We start from the raw sequence: 19,493 nt of genomic DNA, 5'->3' as shown, positions 1-19,493 counted from the left end.
AGGATGGCTGCGATCCTTCTCCATCGCCCTGCCTGCCTTGTCGGATCTGCGTGAGACCCGTCTGGAGAAAGCCCGCAGCCTGGAGGCCCTGGGACGGGCTCCCTATGCCCTCGGCTTCGCCCCCAGCCACCGCACCGCCGAGCTGCAGCAGGCCCATGCCGACCTGCCCAACGGCGAGGAGCGGGCGGTGGCGGTGGCGGTGGCCGGGCGGGTGATGACCCGGCGGGTGATGGGCAAGCTGGCCTTCTTCACCATCGCCGACGAATCCGGCCCGATCCAGCTGTTCATCGAGAAGGCCGCCCTGCTGGCGGCCCACCCGGAGGAGCCCGAGGCTTTCGCCCAGATCACCTCCCTGGTGGACGGCGGCGACTGGATCGGGGTGCACGGCAGCCTGCGCCGCACCGACCGGGGCGAGCTCTCGGTGAAGGTGAGCGACTGGGTGATGCTCTCCAAGGCGCTCCAGCCCCTGCCCGACAAGTGGCACGGCCTGGCGGACGTGGAGAAGCGCTACCGCCAGCGCTACCTGGATCTGATCGTCTCGCCCCACACCCGCGAGACTTTCCGGCGCCGGGCCCGGCTGGTGAGCGCCATGCGCCGCTGGCTCGACGAGCGCGACTTCCTCGAGATCGAGACGCCCGTCCTGCAGACCGAAGCCGGCGGCGCCGATGCCCGCCCCTTCGCCACCCATCACAACGCGCTCGACCTGCCCCTCACCCTCCGCATCGCCACCGAGTTGCACCTCAAGCGGCTGGTGGTGGGGGGCTTCGAGCGGGTCTACGAGCTGGGGCGCATCTTCCGCAACGAGGGGGTGAGCACCCGCCACAACCCTGAGTTCACCTCGGTGGAGATCTACCAGGCCTTCGCCGATTACCACACGATGATGGACCTCACCGAGCAGCTGCTGGCCGCGGCCTGCCTCGAGGTCTGCGGCGACACCCGGATCACCTACCAGGGCGCCGAGATCGACCTCACCCCGCCCTGGCGGCGGGTCACGATGCACGAGCTGGTGGAGCAGGCCACCGGCCTGGATTTCAGCGGCTTCAGCGATCGTGCCGAGGCAGTGGCGGCGATGGAGGCCGCCGGCCTGGCGGCCCCGGAGGCCGCCGACAGCGTGGGCCGGCTGCTGGTGGAGGCCTTCGAGCAGGCGGTGGAGACCACCCTGGTGCAGCCCACCTTCGTGATGGACTACCCGGTGGAGAATTCGCCCCTGGCCCGGGCCCACCGCAGCAAGCCCGGGCTGGTGGAGCGCTTCGAGCTGTTCATCGTTGGGAGGGAGACGGCCAACGCCTTCAGCGAACTGATCGATCCCCTGGATCAGCGCGCCAGGCTCGAGCTGCAGCAGCTGCGCCGCCAGGCGGGGGACCCCGAAGCCCAGACGGTGGACGAGGATTTTCTGCACGCCCTGGAGGTGGGCATGCCTCCCACCGGCGGCCTCGGCATCGGCATCGATCGCCTCGCCATGCTGCTCACCGACAGCCCCTCGATCCGCGATGTGATCGCCTTCCCCCTGCTGCGCCCGGAGGCCCGCGAGAAGGCCGGAACCGACGCAGTGGGATAATGGTCTCCAGTAGGCCTTCTCCCCCTCGGGGCTCTGGTATGAGTGGTGAGCGCGTCGGTTTTCGCTTTCAACACGCCGATGCGGTGGTGAAGCGCAATCCCCAGGGGCGATCCCGCCGTGGCTGGGTCATGGAGCCCGTGGAGCAGACCACCAGCCGCGGCACCAAGATGCCCGCCTACCGCATCCGCTGGCGGGACAGTGAACGTCCGGAGATCGTGCTGCAGCACATGCTGATCGCCGATCCCGATCCCACCCCACCGCCTGAAGGGGTGAGCCTGGTGCCCCCGGTGCCCAAGAAGTAGAGCTCCAACGGGCCGCGGCAGCGGCGGTTCAGATCCAGCCCCGCCAGCGGTAGGCCAGCAGGCCCAGATGCTCCCGCATGGCCGTGGTGGTCAGCACCAGGGCTTCGGCGCTGGGCAGCAGCCCCATCACGGTGCCGGCCACGGTGGGGGTGCCGAACGATCCCCGCTCGGGGAGCTGGAAGTCGCAGGCCACCGGGATGATCCGCAGGTCCGGGGCGGCGCGGCGCAGGGTGGCCAGGGAACGGGGCAGGTGGGTGGCGCTGGTGACCAGCAGCAGGGAGGTCCAGCCCCGCTGCCGGGCCACCCGCACCAGGGCGCCGGCCTCCTCGCCGGTGTTGCGCCCCTCCTCGCTGGTCACGATCCGATCGGCCGCCACCCCCAGGCTGGTGGCCAGGGCCTTGGCCAGCCGCGCCTCACCGGCCGCCGGATCGTTGGCCATGAAGGTGACCTTGCCGCCGGTCACCAGCAGCCAGGGGGCCTTGCCCTCCCGCACCAGGGCCACGGCCCGCAGCAGCCGGTCGCCGGCCTCATTCACCTCCACCCCCTGGCGCGGTGGCAGGGCGGGCCGCAGGCCGCCGCCCAGCACCAGCACCGCATCGGCCCTGGGAATCGGCGACGGCGTCAGCCGGGCGGCCCGCTCCTCCAGGCTCCAGACCAGCTGCCGGCTCAGCAGGGGCGTGGCCGCCAGCCAGAGCAGGGCGATGCCCACCCCGGAGAGCACCGGGCCGAAGCGGCGCTGGCCGCCCAGCAGGCCGGCGATCTGGAGCAGCAGGGCCAGGCCGAGGGGGTAGACGCCGAGTGGCAGCAGTTTCGAGAGCAGGAAACCCATGGGGCGGCGGGGTTCAGCGCTGGCTGCGGCGTTTCAGCTCCTGCAGCTCCTGCTGGGCCTCGAACCGGGCCCAGTCGGCCTCCAGGTCGGGGGTGGGGGCGGCTCCGGTGCGGGGACGGCTGGTGAGCTCGGCCAGCTCCTGTTCCACGCCGGCGAAGCGCTGGCCCAGATCGGCCAGGGCGCGCCAGCGGTGGCGACCCTGATCCATCAGCCCGGTCACATGCTGCTCGGCGCGGCCGGCCAGGTCCTCGGCGCCGGCGGCCCTGGCCCGGCCGGTGCGCTCCTGCCACTGGCGGATCTCCTCGGCCAGCCGCAGCAGTTCGCGCCGCTGCTCCTCGGCCTGCTGGCGCAGGCGCACCCGTTCCGCCAGCAGCTGCCGCTGGCGGTCGCGGGCGGCCTGCTCCCTCAGCAGCTCCTCCTGCTGGGGATTGGTGCGCAGGAAGCCCTCCAGCTGCTGATCCAGCCGCGCCTCCAGTTCCTCCAGCCAGCTGCTGCTCATGGCACCGGTTCGCCGGGGGCGCGGGTGATCAGGGGCGCCTCGATCTCCTCCTGCAGGGGGGTGATGGCGGCCTCGCGGGAGCGCAGCAGCAACTGGGTGAGCCGGGCGATGGCCCCTTCGCCCAGGTCCTGTTCGCCGATGCGGTCAAAGGCCCGGCGGTAGAGGTCCTCGAGTTCCTCGATCAGCCCCTCACGCACCCCGCGCATGGCCTGACGCTGCTCCTCCCTGCTCATGGCTCGCTCCGGTGCTGATCCGAGTCTGCCTGCACCAGCAGGTGCAGAGCGAAATCCCCGGCGACATCGCTCCAGCGGCCGGCCCCCAGCCAGCCGGCTTCGGCGGCCAGGGCCAGGAAAGCCTCGGGGGCGTACTTGTGGCTGTACTCGGTGATCAGGGCTTCGCCGGCCGCGAACGGCCAGTGGTGGCCGGCCAGCTGCACGGTGAGCTCCCGGCGGCTCACCAGGGCCATGGCGATGCGGGACTGGCCGGCCTCCCACCAGGCCCGGTAGTGGAAGTCGTCGGGGTGGAAATCGCCGTCCAGATCCCGGTTGAGCCGGGTCAGCAGGTTGCGGGCGAAGGCCTCCGACCAACCGGCGGCGTCGTCGTAGGCCGCCTCCAGCCGCTCCACCGCCTTGGGTTGGTCGATGCCGATCAGCAGGCGGCTGTCCGGCCCCAGCAGCCGGCGGAACTGGCGCAGCAGGTCCCGGGCGCCGGCGGGGTCGAAGTTGCCGATCGAACTGCCCGGGTAGAAGCCCAGCCGGCCGTGGCCAGCCAGTGCGGGGTGGTCGGGCAGTTGCTCCAGGCGGCTGTAGTCGCAGCAGATGCCGAGCACCGGCAGGTCCGGATGGCGTTGCTGCAGGGCCCGGCAGGCGGGGGCCAGGTGGTCGGCGCTGATGTCGAGGGCGACATAGGCGGCGGGCCGCAGGGCGGCGAGCAGGGGGCTCACCTTGCGGGCGCTGCCGGCCCCGAACTCCACCACCACCCCGGGCCCGAGGGCGGCGGCCAGCTCGGGCGCCTTCGCTTCCAGCAGGGCCGTCTCGGTGCGGGTGAGGCCGTACTCCGGCTGCTCGCAGATCGCCTCGAACAGCCGGGACCCCTCGGCGTCATACAGCAGCCAGGCCGGCAGCTGCTTCGGGCGGCGGGCCATGCCGTCGATCACCAGCCGGGCCATGTCGGCGGGCTCGGGATGGAGGTCGATCAGCATGGAGTGCCGGTGCCGTCGTCAGCGCCGTCGCGGGCCAGCCGCAGCCCGGCGGCCATCCAGCGGCAGTGGGGCCCGAAGAAGTTGCGGTAGGTGGGGCGGGCGTGGCCCGCCGGGGTGAGGAAGCAGCTGCCGCGGAGCACGAACTGGGAGGACATGAACTTGCCGTTGTATTCCCCGACGGCACCGGGGGCGGGGCGGAAGCCCGGGTAGGGCCGGTAGGGGCTGGCGGTCCATTGCCAGAGGGCGCCGAAGGCCTGGGGCAGGGGGCGCCCGCCCGGTTGGGCGGCTTCCGCCACCACCAGCTCCCATTCCGCTTCGCTCGGCAGCCGGCCGCCGCTCCAGCGGGCGAAGGCATCGGCCTCGAACCAGCTGAGGTGCCGCACGGGGGCCTGGGGGAGGCGCGGCCGGCGGCCCGCCAGGGTGAATTCCCACTCCCCGCGCCAGTAGCGCGGCGCGCCCCAGCCGCGCTGCTGCACCAGCGCCCAGCCCTCGCTCATCCACAGCTCCGGCCGCCGGTAGCCGTCATCGGCGATGAAGGTTGCGTAGGCCTCGTTGGTGACCAGGGTTTCGGCCAGGCTGAAGGGCTCCAGCCACTGGCGGTGCCGGGGGGCTTCGTTGTCGAAGTGGAAGCCAGCGCCGGCGTGGCCGATCTCCACCAGCCCGCCGGGGTGGGAGCGCCAGCCGCCGGTGAGCTCCGGCGCCCCGGCGCCGGGGGGTTCGACGCCATAGGCGGGCTCCAGGGGGTTGCGGCTGAAGCCGTCGAGCAGATCCATCAGCAGCAGCTCCTGGTGTTGCTGCTCGTGCTGGAGCCCCAGCTCGACCAGCTCCAGCAGGGGCGCCGCGGTGTCGGCGGGGCCGCGATCCAGCTCCAGCAGCAGCGTCTCCAGCCCGGCGTCGACGCGCCGGCGCCAGGCGAGCACCTCGCCGATGGCCGGACGGGTGAGCAGGCCCCGCTCAGGGCGGGGGTGGCGGCTGCCGACCGCCTCGTAATAGGAATTGAACAGATGGCCCCAGCGGCGGTCGGGCGTGGCGTGGCCCGGCAGGTGGGGCTCCAGCAGGAAGGTCTCGAAGAACCAGGTGGTGTGCCCCAGGTGCCACTTGGCGGGGCTGGCATCGGCCATGCCCTGAAGACAGAGGTCCTCGGGTTCCAGACCCTCGATCAGGCGTTCACTGTGCCGGCGGACCGCCTGGAGCCGTTGCAGGAGGCAGGGGATGTCCGCCGGCGCGTGTGCCCTGGAACCCATGGTCCTGCCGTTCTCTGGGGCCGACCTTAGGGATGTTCCCTACGATCCGGCCACGCAGCCATGGAGAAGGCCAGCCGCATGGGAGCCCACAGCGACGGCATGAGCACCGGGATCACCGAGGGCTTCAGCGGGGCGGTCGGCGGCACGCCGCTCATCCGGCTCCATGCCCTCAGCGCCCTCACCGGCTGCGAGATCCTGGGCAAGGCGGAATTCATGAACCCCGGCGGGTCGGTCAAGGACCGTGCCGCCCTGGGCATCCTCCAGGAGGCGGAGGCCAGCGGCCAACTCAAGCCGGGGGGCACGGTGGTGGAGGGGACCGCCGGCAACACCGGCATCGGCCTGACCCACCTCTGCAATGCCCGCGGCTACCGCTGCCTGATCGTCATCCCCGAGACCCAGTCGGCGGAGAAGATCGGCCTGCTGCGCAGCCTCGGCGCCGAGGTGCGCACGGTGCCCGCCGTGCCCTACAGCGACCCGGCCAACTACGTGCGCCTCTCGGGCCGCATCGCCGAGGAGACGCCCGGTGCCGTCTGGGCCAACCAGTTCGACAACCTCGCCAACCGGCGCGCCCACTACGGCAGCACCGGCCCGGAGATCTGGCAGCAGACCGGGGGCAGGCTGGATGCCTGGGTGGCCGCCACCGGCACGGGCGGCACCTACGCCGGGGTGGCCCTCTATCTCAAGGAGCAGGATCCCAGGGTCCGCTGCGTCCTGGCCGATCCCTGCGGCAGCGCCCTCTACAGCTGGGCCACCGACGGCACCCTGAAGAGTGAGGGGAACTCGATCACCGAGGGCATCGGCAACAGCCGCGTCACCGCCAATCTGGAGGGGGCGCCGATCGATGACGCGGTGCGGATCGACGACCCCATGGCCCTGCGCACGATCTATGGCCTGCTGTGGCAGGAGGGCCTGTTCATGGGGGGCTCGGTGGGGATCAACGTGGCGGCGGCGGTGGAGACGGCCCGGCGCCTGGGGCCCGGCCATCGCATCGTCACCGTGCTCTGTGACAGCGGTGATCGCTACCGCTCCCGCCTCTACGACAGGGAGTGGCTGGCGGGCCGCGGCCTCGAGCAGCCCCAGCGCACCGGCACGGCCCTGATCCCATGAGCGCAGCCCAGGGTCAGGTGATCGGCGGCCGCTACCGGCTGGAGCGCTGTATCGGCTCGGAGAACGCCGGCCCCCAGGGGGAGCTGTGGCTGGCGAGCGACCAGCTGGCCGCCGATGCGCCCGTGGCTCTGCGCCGCATCGGGCCGGAGCAGGACCAGGCCCGGGCCCGGGAGCTGTGGTCGCGGCTGCAGGGGGTGCTCCATCCCCAGGTGCCCCGCATCGGCGCCGTGATCGAGGCCGAGGGCCAGCTCTGGCTGGTGCGGGAGTGGCAGGCGGGCCGCACCTACCAGCAGCTGCTGGAGCTGCGCGCCGAGCGCCAGCTGGTGTTCGGGGCGGGGGAGGTGCTGCTGCTGCTGCGCCAGCTGCTGCCGGTGCTGGCCGCCCTGCACAGCCAGGACCTGCTGCACGGGGACCTCAGCCCCGCCAACCTGCTGCGCCGCGACAGCGACGGCCTGCCGGTGCCGCTTGATTTCGGCCTGGTGCGCGGCACGTCCGCCGGCCCCGCCGGGGAGCGGCTGCAGGGGGCCACCCCGGGCTACGCCCCGCCGGAGCTGGCCAGGGGCGAGCCCGCCCAGCCCTGGATGGATCTGCACGCCCTCGGGGTGGTGGCCCTGGTGCTGTTGAGCGGGGACGGGCCGGAGCGCCTGCTGGATCCGGCCACGATGCAGTGGCGCTGGCCGGCGGCGCTGGAGAACGAGCCGGAGCTGCTGCACCAGCTGCAGCGCCTGCTGAGCCGCCACCCCGAGGAGCGCTTCGCCTCCGCCGGCCAGGCCCTGGTGGCGTTCCAGTCCCTGGTGATGCCCGACAGTATGGGCCCGGTGCCGCGGGCCGACCGCACGGTGGTGCTGGTGCCCGAGGCCGCGGCGCCACCCCCCACCCCCCTGCCCCCGCCAGCCCCGGAGCGGGGGCCGGAGCCGGCACAGGAGTGGCGGCCGGCCGAGGTCGCCGCCGGCCCATCGCCGCAGGCGGCGCGGGTGGAGCCCCAGCTGCCGCTGCCCACGGCCGCTGCCGCCACGCCGCCGCCACCGGCCGCCGTGGCCGTCAGTGACAGCGTGCGGCGCCGCCATGAGGAACGGGAGGAGGAGGCCGAGGGGGGCTTCTGGCCGGTGCTGATCGCCCTGGTGCTCTCGGCGGTCGTGGGGACGGCGGTGGGCTGGTGGTGGCTGAGCCGCGGCAAGGTGGGCGCCCCGGCCCCCGGCGGCCAGAGCGAGCTCCCCAGCAGCCTGCCCCCCTCGGAGGTGGACCAGCGCCAGCAGCTGCTCAACCGCCTGCGGGCGATGCAGGTGGACCGGGCCTGGTTCCTGAGCCTGGTGGATGCGGCCCTGCTGGCCCAGTACCCCGAGCGCAACGGCCGGCTCCCCTCCGACACCCTGGAGGACACGCCGCTGCGGCGGGTGTGGAACGAACTGGCCGAGGAATGGCTGGCCCGGGTGGAGCAGCTGCCCCTGCCCCTGCGGCGCCGGCTGGGCAGCTTCAGCGCCAGCGACTGGGAGCAGCGCCAGGGCGGCTTCGTGCGCCAGGGGCTGAGCCCGGCGGTGCTGCGGGAGCTGGTGTCGGCCAGTGTCCAGAACCTGCTGCCGAGCCGGGCCTCCCAGGCGATGCCACCGGAACCCTTCCGCCAGATCTGGTATGCCGCCGCCGAACTGACGCTGGAGAACCTCAGGATCGAGCCGATCGAGGCCCCCTCCGGCACCGCCCAGGTGCTGTCGGCCGAGGTGCCGGCCAGCGGGGCGCGGCTGTTCCCGATCCGCTTGCCCGCCGGCCACGGCCTCGCCCTCGGCGTCAGCGGCTCGCCTTTGCTGCAGATGAGCGTCTACTCGGCCGGGGGAACGCAGCTGGAGCCGAGGGGCCCCCTGCGGGTGGTCAGCCTCGATGGCCAGAAGAGCTCGCCGGTGCAGTTGCTGCTCACCAACGACGGCGTCGCCCCGGCCCTGATCCGCCTGTCGCTGCGGGCCGATCCGCCGGCCCCCACGCCGCCACCGGCGCCGGAGGCGCCACCGGCCCCCGAGGAGCCACAGGACACCGCGCCCGCCCAGGCCCCGGCCACCCCCGGCGCCACCCCGGCCCCCGCAGCCCCGGCGCCCCCGGCCCCCGCCAGTCCACCGGCGCCCCCCGCACCGCCCAGCAACTGAAGCCAGGCTTCAGAGCCGGGCGACGGCGGCCCGCGTCTCCTTGGCGATCTGCTTGTTCTTCTCGTCCTGGCGCTTGTCGTGCAGCTTGCGGCCCTTGCCCAGGCCGATGGTGATCTTGATCCAGGAGCCCTTGAGGTGCAGGTTCAGCGGGATCAGGGTGAGCCCCTTCTGGTCGAGGGCGACGCGCAACTTGTCGATCTCGCGGCGGTGGGCCAGCAGCTTGCGCACCCGCAGCGGCTCGTGGTTGAAGAACTTGCCGGCGTGGCTGTGGGGGGAGATGTGAACGTTGTGGAGCTGCATCTCGCCGTTGCGGATCAGGCAGAAGCCGTCGCGCAGGTTCACCTGGCCGGCCCGGATCGATTTCACCTCGGTGCCGAGCAACTCGATGCCGGTCTCGAGGGTTTCGAGAATCTCGTACTGGTGGCGGGCCAGGCGGTTGTCGGCCAGCAGCCGGTTGGCCGGATCGGCGCCTTTGGCGCCACCGCCCTTCCTGCCGGGCCCCTTCGCCATCGCCGCGTTCCTGATCACCTGGGTGCTCCCCGACCCTAGGCAGCAGCCGGTACCCTCCAGCCATGGCGATCATCTCTTCGGGAGGAACGGCCGCACCCGCTCCCCGGGGGCAGCGGTCCGGGGCGGCTCCGGAGCGGCTCGTGGACCCCACCGCTGCTGTCGAGGAGCCCCCCGTGCGGGAGGACGGCCTGCGGCCCCGCCGGCTGGATGACTACATCGGCCAGAGCGAGCTGAAGCAGGTGCTGCGCATCGCCGTGGAGGCCACCCGCCGCCGCCAGGAGGCCCTCGACCATGTGCTGCTCTACGGCCCCCCCGGCCTCGGCAAGACCACCATGGCCCTGGTGCTGGCCGAGGAGCTGGGGGTGCGCTGCCGGATCACCAGCGCCCCGGCCCTGGAGCGCCCGCGCGACATCGTCGGCCTGCTGGTGAACCTGCAGCCCCGCGAGGTGCTGTTCATCGATGAGATCCACCGCCTCAACCGGGTGGCCGAGGAGATCCTCTACCCCGCCATGGAGGACTTCCGCCTCGACCTCACCGTCGGCAAGGGCACCACGGCCCGCACCCGCAGCCTGGAGGTGGCCCCGTTCACCCTGGTGGGGGCCACCACCCGCGCCGGCTCGCTGAGCTCGCCGCTGCGGGATCGCTTCGGCCTGATCCAGCGGCTGGAGTTCTACGGCCTCGATGACCTCGAGGCGATCGTGCAGCGGGCCGCCGGCCTGCTGCAGCTGGCCCTGCAGCCCTGCGCCGCCCAGGAGGTGGCCCGCCGCTGCCGGGGCACGCCGCGCATCGCCAACCGGCTGCTGCGCCGGGTGCGGGACGTGGCGGCGGTGGGGGGCCACGGCCGGATCGATGCGGCACTCGTGGAGGAGGCCCTCTCCCTGCACCGGGTGGACGGGCGCGGCCTGGATGCCAGCGACCGGCGCCTGCTGGGCCTGATGCTGGAGGCCTACGGCGGCGGGCCGGTGGGTCTGGAAACCCTGGCGGCGGGGCTGGGGGAGGATCCCGCCACCCTCGAAGCGGTGGTGGAGCCCTACCTGCTGCAGCTGGGCTTCCTGCAGCGCACGCCCCGGGGGCGGGTCGTCACCTCCGCCGGGCGCGCCCACCTGGACGGGGCTGGTCCGGCGGCGGCCTGAGGGGCTCTGCGTCGCCCGAGAACTTGAGCAGCAGCACATCACCCTGCAGGCGCAGAGAGCCGGGATCGGGCCAGGGGCGCATCGCGCTGAACTGCTGGAGGACCCTCTCGCGCGTGGCCTCATCGCCGGCCGTGAGGTTGGTGATGCCCAGGGTTCGCAGATAGGCCACGATGCGCGTCGCGCTACCCCCGTCCCAGTTGAAGAAGGATCCGTTGGCGGTGGAGTACCAGGCCGAGCGGCTCAGCAGAGGACGATCGAGTTTGCCCTGCACCACAAGGGTCAGGGGCCCCTGTCCTTGGAACTCGGGCCGGTTCAGCATGGCGGAGGCGATGGTGGAGGCGGTGACGAGGTCCGCTCTGGCGTTGTAGTGACGGGAGAAGAAGTACTCCGACGTGGCATTGAGGCATTGGAAGCCCAGCAGACCTGTCACCAGGGCCGAGGCCAGGAGACTCCCGCGCTGCAGGCTTCTGGCCTGGAGCAGCCAGAGCATGGCGAACACCCAGATCACATAGGGCAGGGAGACGTACGACCGGAGGGGAAGCCGGTCGGGTGTGGACAGCACATTGAGCAGAAACGGTGAGAGAAGCAGCAGCAGCACCAGGCCGGCCTGGATGAGCCGAGACCCTGCCGGCAGGCGTTTTCTCGTCGCCCACCAGGTGAGAATCGCGCCTGCGACCAGGAGCGGCAGGGCCCAGAGATCCGCTCCGTAGGAGTAGCCGGGGTGCACGTAGGTGCGCAGGATCTGGGTGGCATGGCCCAGCAGGTAGTCGAGCGGCCTGAAGCGCAGCATGCCAAGGGTGTTGCGCGTGTATTGATCGAGGTGGGCGGGCTCGAGGCCGTGGAAGAACAGGCTCAGCTTGACGATCAGGCGATGCAGCAGGATCGCGATGACGGCGTAGCCGAAGACGGGGGGCAGAGCGCTGAGCCGGTTACTGGCGCCGGCCCGGGAGGCGTCCCCGTCCAGCAGGACGGCGCCGATCCCGATCGAGACGTACAGCAGCAGGAAGGACTGAAAGAAGCCGGTCAGGACCACCAGCAGCCCGATGGTGACCAGCGAGAGACGCCACCGGGAGCCCTCCCGGGCGGCCTCTCCGGAGTGGACGCGCAGGGTCTCGATGACGGCCACGGGGGCGAGCACGAGGCCGAAGGCCAGCGAGAAGGCGGTGACGGGAAACTCCTGCAGCAGCCAGTTCGTCGGGAAGGCGAGGAAGAGGAGAAAGGCCAGGGTCGTCCTCCAGGAATGGCGGAGGTTGTGGAGGCCGATCAGCAGGGCATAGGACGCCACATAGGCCACGGCCAGGCAGGCATAGGCCACGAAGGGATGGGTGCTCGGCCAGAAGCCCCGGCGCAGCCAACCGAGCATGAATCGCCCCACCTGGAAATGCCAGAGGATCGACTGTTCCGTCTGGGTGAGGGTGAGCTCATCGTCGATCGATTCCGTGAAGGAAAAGAGGAAGCCGCCCAGGCAGAGGATGGTGATGCCCAGCAGCACGCCGACCGTTCCGCTGGACAACCCCGTGCGGCGTGGAATCGCCTGGATCGACCCGAGCAGGCTGTCCATGGCAAGGCGCAACCAGATCACTCCATGATCACCCGCTTTCCCCGGTGGCCGGTCCTCACCGCCCGGTCACCGTCGTTACCGTCGGGGAATGGCAGGCGATGAAGCCCCGGGGGTCGGTGTCCTACGCCGGAGTCGAGATCATCGGCTTCGCGCCGCCCCCTTGGGACCGTTGCTGGCCCTGATCCTGCTGCTGGTGGGGCTGCTGGCCTGGCCGCAGGCGTTGCGGGCCGATGCCGGCCCAGCGGCCGGCTCAGCGGCGGGGGCGGTGTCGCTACCGGCCCTGTTCGAGCAGGCCCTGGCCGCCAGTCGCGATGGGCGATTCGGCGAGGCCCTGCCCCTATGGGACCGGGTGGTGGATCTGGCGCCAGAGGACGCCTCGGCCTGGAGCAACCGCGGCAACGTGCAGCTGGCCCTGGGGGATGCCCGGGCGGCGATCGCCGACCAGGACAAGGCCATAGAGCTGGAGCCCGCCAGCGCCGACCCCCACCTCAACCGCGGCACCGCAGAGGAGGCCCTGGGCCTGTGGAGCGCCGCCGCTGCGGATTACCAATGGATCCTGGAGCGCAATCCGGAGGATGCCTCCGCCCTCTACAACCTGGGCAACGTGGAGGGCTCCCGGGGCGACTGGCCGGCGGCCCGCGCCTGCTTCGAGGCAGCCGCCGCCGCCCGGCCGGGCTTCGCCATGGCCCGCTCCAGCGCCGCCCTGGCCGCCTTCCAGCTTGGGGACACCACGGTGGCGGAGAAGCAGATGCGCGACCTGATCCGCCGCTATCCCCTGTTCGCCGATGCCCGCGCCGGCCTGACGGCGCTGCTGTGGCGGCGGGGGGCCCGGGGCGAGGCGGAAAGCCACTGGGCCGCGGCTTCCGGGCTTGATCCCCGCTACCGGCAGGAAGAATGGCTGCTGCAGATACGGCGCTGGCCGCCCGTGCCCGTGCAGGCTCTGGCCCAGTTCCTGGCCCTGGCCTCCTGAACCGGCTTCGCCTCCTCGGCCCCCCCTCCGCCCATGACCCCGTTGTCCTTTCCCCCCTTCTCACCCGGCGGGCCCGTCGAGGGGGGGGATGGGGCCTGGGCCGCCCTGGGGCTGGAGGCGATCCTGCAGGCGCTGCTGCCGGAGCTGATCCAGATCCGCCGCCACATCCACCGCCACCCCGAGCTGAGCGGCCACGAACAGCAGACCGCCGCCCTGGTGGCCGGTGAGCTGCGGCGCTGGGGCTGGGAGGTGCGTGAGGGGGTGGGCCGCACCGGGGTGGTGGCCGAGCTGGGGCCGCTGGGGGCGCCGCTGGTGGCCCTGAGGGCCGACATGGACGCCCTGCCGATCGAGGAGCGCACCGAGCTGCCCTACGCCTCCAGCCGCCAGGGCCTGATGCATGCCTGCGGCCACGACATCCACACCACCGTGGGGCTGGGGGTGGCCCGGCTTCTGGCCGGCGTGGCCGACCGGCTCACGGCCCGGGTGCGGCTGCTGTTCCAGCCGGCGGAGGAGACGGCGGAAGGGGCGGCCTGGATGCGGGCCGACGGGGCGATGGACGGGGTGCAGGCCCTGTTCGGGGTGCACGTGTTCCCCAGCCTGGAGGTGGGCACGGTGGGGGTGCGCAGCGGCAGCCTCACGGCCGCGGCGGGGGAGCTGGAGGTGGAGGTGCTGGGGGAAGGGGGCCACGGCGCCCGCCCGCACCAGAGCACCGATGCGATCTGGATCGCCGCCCGGGTGGTGAGCGGGCTGCAGGAGGCGATCAGCCGGCGGCTGGATCCGCTGCATCCGGTGGTGGTGAGCTTCGGGCTGATCGAGGGGGGCAAGGCCTTCAATGTCATCGCCGACCACGTGCGGCTGCTGGGCACGGTGCGCTGCCTGGATCTGGAGGTGCACGCCCAGCTGCCGGGCTGGATCGAGGACACGGTGCATGCCCTCTGCCAGGGCCACGGTGGCGAGGCCCGCGTGCATTACCGCTGCATCTCGCCGCCGGTGCACAACGACCCGGAGCTCACCCAGCTGGTGGCCGATTCGGCCGTGGCGCTGCTGGGCCGCTCCCGGGTGCAGTGGCTCGAGCAGCCGTCGCTGGGGGCCGAGGACTTCGCCCAGCTGCTGGAGGGCACCCGCGGCACCATGTTCCGCTTGGGGGTGGCCGGGCCGGGCGGCTGCACGCCCCTGCATAGCAACAGCTTCGATCCGGACGAGGGCTGCCTGGAGGTGGGCATCAAGGTGCTCACACTCAGCCTGTTGCGTTGGATGGAGCTGCCGGTTTGAGCGGCCGTCGGCCCTCGCGCTTCCGGGCGGCGCTGCTGGCGCTCTCCTCGCCGCTGCTGATCCTGCTGGCCCTGCTGGTGCTGTTCACCCGCCAGGGGACCGACCGGCTGCCGGCCGTGCCCGCCCTGGTGATCGGCTCCGGCCTGCTCACCACCAGCTGGATCCGACGGCGGCGGCGGCGGGCTGAGCTGCTGCGGGCCCTGCGCCAGGCCCCCCCGGCCGGCGGCGAGCTGCGCCAAGGTGAAGGATCCCCGCCCTGATCCCCGTGAGTGAATCCACCCCCGATCTGGAAGCGGCGCGGCAGGCGATCGCCTCGGGCGATCCGAGCCGGGCCATGCCCGCCCTGGCGGGGCTGCGTGGTGTGGAGCCGGAGGCGGCGATCCCGCTGCTGCTGCTGGGGCTGGAGCAGACCACCTTCGTGATCCGCTCCCTGGCCTGCGCCGGCCTGGGCGTGAAGCGCAGCGAGGCGGGCTGGGCGGCCCTGGAGAGGTCCGTGCGCCAGGACGAGGACGCCAACGTGCGCGCCGAGGCGGCCAATGCCCTGGCCAGCTACGGGGTGGAGCGGGCCTGGCCCCTGCTGCGGGATGCGTTCGTGGCCGACGACCAGTGGCTGGTGCGCTGCAGCATCCTCTCGGCCCTGGCGGAGCAGGAGGCGATGCCGGCGGCCTGGCTCCTGGAGCTGGCCGGGGAGGCGGTGGCCGATGGCGACGGCACGGTGCGGGCCGGCGGGGCCGAGATCCTGGGCCGGCTGGTGCGTGATGGGCGGGGGCCCGAGGCGGCCCAGGCCCGCGAAGCCCTGGCGGCGCTGCAGAGCGACGGCGACCACAGGGTCACGGCCATTGCTTTGGACGGCCTGCAGGGCTGATCCCTGCGCCTGACGCCAGCGCCTTGACTGCGCCGGGCCGGGGACTCGCGGGGCCTGGTGATGGTGCGGCGCTGTTGTTTCCCGCTCCTGTACAACCTGTACAGATCCCGGAATCCTTGTTGCGTACCCCTTGACCTTCTTCAGCCTTGCTAGCTTTCCAAAGTCACTAGGGGTGCCCGGCGCAGGATCCACCGATCGCTTCGCCCAGGGCTGAGATCACACCCTCCGAACCTGATCCGGGTCATGCCGGCGCAGGGAAGTGCGGAAGCTCTCAGGCTGCGCCCCCCATTTCGGCCCCATCGTCTCCTTCCGTCATGCGCAGCGCCTGGATCCAGAAGCGTCGTGGTCAAGCCAACGTCACCCAGCTGCACTACGCCCGCCAGGGCGTTGTCACCGAGGAGATGGCCTATGTGGCGAAGCGGGAAAACCTGCCCGAGTCGCTGGTGATGGAAGAGGTGGCCCGGGGCCGCATGATCATCCCGGCCAACATCGAGCACCCCGGCTTGGAGCCGATGGCGATCGGCATTGCGTCCAGGTGCAAGGTGAACGCCAACATCGGCGCCTCCCCCAATGCCTCCGACCTCAACGAGGAGGTGGAGAAGCTGAAGCTGGCGGTGAAGTACGGCGCCGACACGGTGATGGACCTCTCCACCGGAGGGGTGAACCTCGATGAGGTGCGCACGGCGATCATCAACGCCTCCACAGTCCCCATCGGCACCGTGCCCGTGTATCAGGCGCTGGAGAGCGTGCACGGCTCGATCGAGAAGCTCGATGCCGACGATTTCCTGCACATCATCGAGAAGCACTGCCAGCAGGGGGTCGACTACCAGACGATCCATGCGGGCCTGCTGATCGAGCACCTGCCGCTGGTCAAGGGCCGCCTCACTGGGATCGTGAGCCGCGGCGGCGGCATCCTGGCCCAGTGGATGCTTTACCACCACAAGCAAAACCCGCTGTTCACCCGCTTCGACGACATCTGCGAGATCTTCAAGCGCTACGACTGCAGCTTCTCTCTGGGGGATTCGCTGCGGCCGGGTTGCCAGCACGATGCCTCCGATGCGGCCCAGCTGGCGGAACTGAAGACGCTGGGTGAGCTGACCCGCCGCGCCTGGAAGCACGACGTGCAGGTGATGGTGGAGGGTCCGGGCCATGTGCCGATGGATCAGATCGAGTTCAACGTCAAGAAGCAGATGGAGGAGTGCAGCGAGGCGCCCTTCTACGTGCTCGGCCCCCTCGTCACCGATATCGCCCCCGGCTACGACCACATCACCAGCGCCATCGGCGCCGCCCTGGCCGGCTGGCACGGCACGGCGATGCTCTGCTATGTGACGCCGAAGGAACACCTGGGCCTGCCCAATGCGGAGGATGTGCGCGAGGGCCTGATCGCCTACAAGATCGCCGCCCACGCCGCCGACATCGCCCGCCACCGCCCCGGCGCCCGCGACCGCGACGATGAACTGAGCCGGGCCCGCTATGCCTTCGACTGGAACAAGCAGTTCGATCTTTCCCTCGATCCCGAACGGGCCCGCGAGTACCACGACGAAACCCTGCCGGCCGACATCTACAAGCAGGCGGAGTTCTGCTCGATGTGCGGCCCCAAGCACTGCCCGATGCAGACGAAGATCACCGACGAAGACATCGAGGGTCTCGAGCAGGTGCTGGCCGAGCAGAAGAAGGCCCAGGGGGAACCGCTCGGGGTCTGAAGTTGGGGGCGTTGCCCGCTGTCACCGATGTATTTATGGTCTAACTGTCGTTGTTGGCCGCATCGATGGGCTTCCCCTTCCCCAATGGCGTCACGTCCTATCTGTGCGGGGGGCTGTTCCTCGGACTGGGACTGATGGTCATGTACCTCACCCTCGGCGTCAAAGCCGGGGCGAGTTCCTTCCTGAGCTCCACGCTCACCTACGTCACGCCGCTCAAGGCTGAGCGCGGCTCGCGCGACTGGCGGCTGCTGTTCGCCCTGGCCATGGTGCTCGGCGCCTGGCTGTACGCCGCCACCCACCAGGCGTTCTTCTTCACGGCGGTGGGCTGGTGGCGGCTGGCGCTGGGGGGGCTGCTGGTGGGCTTCGGCACCCGGCTCTCCTCGGGCTGCACCTCCGGCCACGGCATCTGCGGCGTCGCCTCGTTCTCGAGGGCCTCGCTGCTGGCGGTCGCCGTGTTCATGGCGGTGGCCATCGTCACCGCCCGGGTCGTGATGCTGCTGGGGGTGACCCCATGAAGCGCCTGTTCGCGATCCTCCTGGGTGGTGGCCTGTTCGGCTATGGGCTGGCCTGGAGCGGCATGGCCCGGCCGGAGGTGGTGCTGAGCTTCCTGCAGCTGCGCGACCTCGGCCTGCTGCTGGTGATGGCGGCGGCCCTGGCGGTCACGACGGTCGGCTTCCGGCTGGCCCCGCGGCTGCGGCAGACCACGCTGCTGGGGCTGCCCTTTTCCCATGAAGTGAAGCCGATGCTGGCCGGCACCGTGCCGGGGGCGGTGATCTTCGGTGTGGGCTGGGGCCTGTGCGGCCTGTGCCCGGGGGCGGCGGTGGCTAGCCTCGGCATCGGCAACGGGCCGGTGCTGATCGGCCTGGCCGGCATGTTCGTGGGCGCCTATCTGCAGGGCGTCCTGGCGGAAGGCGGCTCCAAGCTGCAAGGTGGGCCGCAGCAGGGTCCCGGCTGACGCCCCAGAACCCGATGGCCCCCTCTCCTTCCTTCCCCCTGGCGGCTGCCGCCGGCGCTGCGCCGCTGCTGCTGCGGCAGCTGTTCGACGCCGAGACGGGCACCTTCACCTACCTGCTGGCGGATGTGGCCTCCCGGCAGGGGGTGCTGATCGATTCGGTGTACGAGCAACACCCCCGCGATCTTTCGCTGATCCGGGAACTGGGGATCGATCTGGTCGCCAGTCTCGATACCCATGTGCACGCTGACCACGTGACCGGCAGCTGGCGATTGCACCGGGCCACCGGCTGCGCCATCGCCCTGGCCGCCGTCGCCGGGGCTGAGAACGTGACCCTGCCCCTGCGCCACGGTGATCGGGTGCGCTTCGGCGGCCGCCATCTGGAGGTGCGTGCCACCCCCGGCCACACCGACGGTTGCCTCAGCGTCGTGCTTGATGACCACAGCCTGGCCTTCACCGGCGATGCCCTGCTGGTGCGGGGCTGCGGCCGCTGCGACTTTCAGCAGGGGGATGCGTCCACCCTGTACCACTCGATCACCGGGCAGATCCTCACGCTGCCCGACCACTGCCTGCTCTACCCGGCCCACGACTACAGCGGCCGGGCGGTGAGTTCGGTGGCCGAGGAGAAGGCCTACAACGCCCGGCTCGGCGGCGATGCCGACGAGCGCGATTTCGTGGGCTACATGGAGAACCTGCATCTCCCCCACCCCAACCGCATCGCCGTGGCCCTGCCGGCCAACCTGCGCTCCGGCCGGCCCGCCGACGGTGGCGTGGAGGAAGCGGACGACTGGGCACCGATCGAGCGCAGCTATGCCGGCCTGCCGGAACTGACGGCCGACTGGGTGGCCGGCCACCGCGAGGCCCTGACGCTGGTGGACGTCCGTTCCGAAGCGGAAGTGCAGGGCCCGGACGGTCGCATCTCGGGCAGCCTGTTGATTCCCCTGCCTGAGTTGCAGAGCCGAGCCGACGAGATCCCCACGGATCGGCCCACGGTGGTGCTTTGCCACTCCGGCAGTCGCTCGGCTCTGGCCACCCAACAGCTGCAGAAGCAGGGGCTGACCCAAGTGGCCAACATGCGCGGCGGGTTGAGGGCCTGGAAGGCGCAGGGGCTGCCGCTGGAGCATCCCGCGTGATTCACATCATTGCGGTCTGCTGTAGTTGAGGGCACAAGTGGTTCGAGGAACCGTTGACCATGGCTGGCGTTGGCGTTCTTGCTTAGAGTGCCGTTGGGGTGTAGGGGTTTCAGAGACTGATTGCTGTGGACTTAGGTCTTCGCCGGAATGGGTCTGTCGTCTGGGGGTAGTCCGCGGAAACGTCGAAGAACGAGTTAGGCCGCAAACGCACGAGTCGTGCACAAGCACCCCTTCTTTCTGTCAGAGTCGGCTTGCGGATGCCCGACAACCTAATCGTCAACCCATTAATCCCCAAAGGAACAGCGTCATGACAAATTCAACACAGATTACGGCAAGCGTTGCACCTGGAACGGTAAAACCCTTCGTCCTAACTGGTCCAAATGGAAGTGATTCGCCATTCTCCATAGCCAAGGGCTTTGTGTTTGTAATTACAGACATTTCTATGCAACGACTTTCAGTTGTAGGCACCTCTAGCCTGTTCAACTTCGCTCTCCAGCAGACGTTGAGAAGTGGAACCGTTAA

20 protein-coding genes and 1 riboswitch are annotated in these 19,493 nt (G+C 71.1%); of the genes, 13 read left to right on the top strand and 7 right to left on the bottom strand.

The window, feature by feature from the left end:
* Positions 1-37: 37 nt before the first annotated feature.
* Both lysS and CYAGR_RS10425 read left to right on the top strand, forming a co-directional pair.
* Complete coding sequence (gene lysS, locus CYAGR_RS10430) at positions 38-1,558, top strand: lysine--tRNA ligase (protein ID WP_015109773.1); 1,521 nt, start codon at positions 38-40, stop codon at positions 1,556-1,558.
* A gap of 38 nt (positions 1,559-1,596) precedes the next feature.
* Positions 1,597-1,860: a hypothetical protein gene (locus CYAGR_RS10425; RefSeq protein ID WP_015109772.1), complete on the top strand. Its 264-nt coding sequence runs from the start codon at positions 1,597-1,599 to the stop codon at positions 1,858-1,860.
* A gap of 28 nt (positions 1,861-1,888) precedes the next feature.
* Here the strand turns inward: CYAGR_RS10425 and CYAGR_RS10420 are convergent, their stop codons facing one another.
* Genes CYAGR_RS10420 through egtB form a run of 5 tightly spaced genes read right to left on the bottom strand, consistent with a single transcriptional unit; the run spans position 1,889 to position 5,633 of the window.
* Positions 1,889-2,689, bottom strand: a complete 801-nt coding sequence (locus CYAGR_RS10420; RefSeq protein ID WP_015109771.1) for a YdcF family protein — start codon at positions 2,687-2,689, stop codon at positions 1,889-1,891.
* Between the two features lie 13 nt (positions 2,690-2,702).
* Positions 2,703-3,188 carry a hercynine metabolism protein gene (locus CYAGR_RS10415; RefSeq protein WP_015109770.1) on the bottom strand — a complete coding sequence of 162 codons (486 nt, stop codon included), beginning with the start codon at positions 3,186-3,188 and terminating at the stop codon, positions 2,703-2,705.
* Positions 3,185-3,421 (bottom strand): hercynine metabolism small protein, encoded by a 237-nt coding sequence (locus CYAGR_RS10410; RefSeq protein ID WP_015109769.1) that lies wholly within the window; start codon positions 3,419-3,421, stop codon positions 3,185-3,187. The genes CYAGR_RS10415 and CYAGR_RS10410 overlap by 4 nt, the downstream gene beginning before the upstream one ends.
* Positions 3,418-4,389, bottom strand: coding sequence for an L-histidine N(alpha)-methyltransferase (gene egtD, locus CYAGR_RS10405; protein WP_015109768.1), 972 nt, complete (start codon positions 4,387-4,389; stop codon positions 3,418-3,420). Before egtD ends, CYAGR_RS10410 begins: the two co-directional genes overlap by 4 nt.
* The gene (gene egtB / locus CYAGR_RS10400; protein WP_015109767.1) at positions 4,383-5,633 is read right to left on the bottom strand and encodes an ergothioneine biosynthesis protein EgtB; all 1,251 of its coding nucleotides are present in this window, start codon (positions 5,631-5,633) and stop codon (positions 4,383-4,385) included. Before egtB ends, egtD begins: the two co-directional genes overlap by 7 nt.
* A gap of 60 nt (positions 5,634-5,693) precedes the next feature.
* On the opposite strand from egtB, the gene CYAGR_RS10395 reads away from it, so the two are divergent.
* Both CYAGR_RS10395 and CYAGR_RS10390 read left to right on the top strand, forming a co-directional pair.
* A complete protein-coding gene (locus CYAGR_RS10395; protein ID WP_245552506.1) occupies positions 5,694-6,740 on the top strand; it encodes a cysteine synthase A in 1,047 nt (348 codons plus the stop codon).
* On the top strand, positions 6,737-8,872 hold the full coding sequence (locus CYAGR_RS10390) for a serine/threonine protein kinase (protein WP_015109765.1): 2,136 nt from the start codon (positions 6,737-6,739) through the stop codon (positions 8,870-8,872). The genes CYAGR_RS10395 and CYAGR_RS10390 overlap by 4 nt, the downstream gene beginning before the upstream one ends.
* A gap of 9 nt (positions 8,873-8,881) precedes the next feature.
* On the opposite strand, the gene smpB is transcribed toward CYAGR_RS10390, so the two are convergent.
* The gene (smpB, locus tag CYAGR_RS10385; protein WP_015109764.1) at positions 8,882-9,382 is read right to left on the bottom strand and encodes an SsrA-binding protein SmpB; all 501 of its coding nucleotides are present in this window, start codon (positions 9,380-9,382) and stop codon (positions 8,882-8,884) included.
* 62 nt (positions 9,383-9,444) lie between these two features.
* Here smpB and ruvB point away from each other — a divergent pair, with 62 nt between their 5' ends.
* Positions 9,445-10,515: a Holliday junction branch migration DNA helicase RuvB gene (ruvB, locus tag CYAGR_RS10380; RefSeq protein ID WP_015109763.1), complete on the top strand. Its 1,071-nt coding sequence runs from the start codon at positions 9,445-9,447 to the stop codon at positions 10,513-10,515.
* On the opposite strand, the gene CYAGR_RS10375 is transcribed toward ruvB, so the two are convergent.
* Positions 10,463-12,076 carry a glucosyltransferase domain-containing protein gene (locus tag CYAGR_RS10375; protein ID WP_015109762.1) on the bottom strand — a complete coding sequence of 538 codons (1,614 nt, stop codon included), beginning with the start codon at positions 12,074-12,076 and terminating at the stop codon, positions 10,463-10,465. The genes ruvB and CYAGR_RS10375 overlap by 53 nt on opposite strands.
* Positions 12,077-12,245: 169 nt before the next feature.
* Between CYAGR_RS10375 and CYAGR_RS10370 the strand changes: the two genes are divergently transcribed.
* The 8 genes from CYAGR_RS10370 (at position 12,246) to CYAGR_RS10335 (ending at position 18,971) form a co-directional block, all read left to right on the top strand.
* Entirely contained in the window at positions 12,246-13,046 is an 801-nt protein-coding gene (locus tag CYAGR_RS10370; RefSeq protein ID WP_015109761.1) for a tetratricopeptide repeat protein, read from the top strand.
* Positions 13,047-13,079: 33 nt separating this feature from the next.
* The gene (locus CYAGR_RS10365) at positions 13,080-14,318 is read left to right on the top strand and encodes an amidohydrolase (protein ID WP_015109760.1); all 1,239 of its coding nucleotides are present in this window, start codon (positions 13,080-13,082) and stop codon (positions 14,316-14,318) included.
* Positions 14,315-14,578, top strand: coding sequence for a DUF3188 domain-containing protein (locus CYAGR_RS10360; protein WP_015109759.1), 264 nt, complete (start codon positions 14,315-14,317; stop codon positions 14,576-14,578). The genes CYAGR_RS10365 and CYAGR_RS10360 overlap by 4 nt, the downstream gene beginning before the upstream one ends.
* A 5-nt stretch (positions 14,579-14,583) precedes the next feature.
* Entirely contained in the window at positions 14,584-15,183 is a 600-nt protein-coding gene (locus CYAGR_RS10355) for a HEAT repeat domain-containing protein (RefSeq protein ID WP_015109758.1), read from the top strand.
* 158 nt (positions 15,184-15,341) lie between these two features.
* A riboswitch (TPP riboswitch) is annotated at positions 15,342-15,458 on the top strand.
* A gap of 39 nt (positions 15,459-15,497) precedes the next feature.
* Complete coding sequence (gene thiC, locus CYAGR_RS10350; protein WP_015109757.1) at positions 15,498-16,886, top strand: phosphomethylpyrimidine synthase ThiC; 1,389 nt, start codon at positions 15,498-15,500, stop codon at positions 16,884-16,886.
* Positions 16,887-16,951: 65 nt separating this feature from the next.
* Positions 16,952-17,401: a YeeE/YedE family protein gene (locus CYAGR_RS10345; protein WP_015109756.1), complete on the top strand. Its 450-nt coding sequence runs from the start codon at positions 16,952-16,954 to the stop codon at positions 17,399-17,401.
* On the top strand, positions 17,398-17,841 hold the full coding sequence (locus CYAGR_RS10340; protein ID WP_015109755.1) for a DUF6691 family protein: 444 nt from the start codon (positions 17,398-17,400) through the stop codon (positions 17,839-17,841). The genes CYAGR_RS10345 and CYAGR_RS10340 overlap by 4 nt, the downstream gene beginning before the upstream one ends.
* A 14-nt stretch (positions 17,842-17,855) precedes the next feature.
* Positions 17,856-18,971, top strand: coding sequence for a rhodanese-like domain-containing protein (locus CYAGR_RS10335; protein WP_015109754.1), 1,116 nt, complete (start codon positions 17,856-17,858; stop codon positions 18,969-18,971).
* Positions 18,972-19,493 lie beyond the last annotated feature (522 nt).

This window comes from Cyanobium gracile PCC 6307 (assembly GCF_000316515.1).
Lineage (GTDB): Bacteria > Cyanobacteriota > Cyanobacteriia > PCC-6307 > Cyanobiaceae > Cyanobium > Cyanobium gracile.
Note: the sequence above shows the minus strand (reverse complement) of the source record. Positions and strands in the feature narration are given on the sequence as shown.

Bases quoted from the DNA above. Each gene is read 5' to 3' on its own strand.
- CYAGR_RS10425 (WP_015109772.1), top strand. From the start codon at position 1,597: ATGAGTGGTGAGCGCGTCGGTTTTCGCTTTCAACACGCCGATGCGGTG.
- CYAGR_RS10420 (WP_015109771.1), bottom strand. From the start codon at position 2,689: ATGGGTTTCCTGCTCTCGAAACTGCTGCCACTCGGCGTCTACCCCCTC.
- CYAGR_RS10415 (WP_015109770.1), bottom strand. From the start codon at position 3,188: ATGAGCAGCAGCTGGCTGGAGGAACTGGAGGCGCGGCTGGATCAGCAG.
- CYAGR_RS10410 (WP_015109769.1), bottom strand. From the start codon at position 3,421: ATGAGCAGGGAGGAGCAGCGTCAGGCCATGCGCGGGGTGCGTGAGGGG.
- egtD (WP_015109768.1), bottom strand. From the start codon at position 4,389: ATGCTGATCGACCTCCATCCCGAGCCCGCCGACATGGCCCGGCTGGTG.
- egtB (WP_015109767.1), bottom strand. From the start codon at position 5,633: ATGGGTTCCAGGGCACACGCGCCGGCGGACATCCCCTGCCTCCTGCAA.
- CYAGR_RS10395 (WP_245552506.1), top strand. From the start codon at position 5,694: ATGGAGAAGGCCAGCCGCATGGGAGCCCACAGCGACGGCATGAGCACC.
- CYAGR_RS10390 (WP_015109765.1), top strand. From the start codon at position 6,737: ATGAGCGCAGCCCAGGGTCAGGTGATCGGCGGCCGCTACCGGCTGGAG.
- smpB (WP_015109764.1), bottom strand. From the start codon at position 9,382: ATGGCGAAGGGGCCCGGCAGGAAGGGCGGTGGCGCCAAAGGCGCCGAT.
- ruvB (WP_015109763.1), top strand. From the start codon at position 9,445: ATGGCGATCATCTCTTCGGGAGGAACGGCCGCACCCGCTCCCCGGGGG.
- CYAGR_RS10375 (WP_015109762.1), bottom strand. From the start codon at position 12,076: ATGGACAGCCTGCTCGGGTCGATCCAGGCGATTCCACGCCGCACGGGG.
- CYAGR_RS10365 (WP_015109760.1), top strand. From the start codon at position 13,080: ATGACCCCGTTGTCCTTTCCCCCCTTCTCACCCGGCGGGCCCGTCGAG.
- thiC (WP_015109757.1), top strand. From the start codon at position 15,498: ATGCGCAGCGCCTGGATCCAGAAGCGTCGTGGTCAAGCCAACGTCACC.
- CYAGR_RS10345 (WP_015109756.1), top strand. From the start codon at position 16,952: ATGGGCTTCCCCTTCCCCAATGGCGTCACGTCCTATCTGTGCGGGGGG.
- CYAGR_RS10340 (WP_015109755.1), top strand. From the start codon at position 17,398: ATGAAGCGCCTGTTCGCGATCCTCCTGGGTGGTGGCCTGTTCGGCTAT.
- CYAGR_RS10335 (WP_015109754.1), top strand. From the start codon at position 17,856: ATGGCCCCCTCTCCTTCCTTCCCCCTGGCGGCTGCCGCCGGCGCTGCG.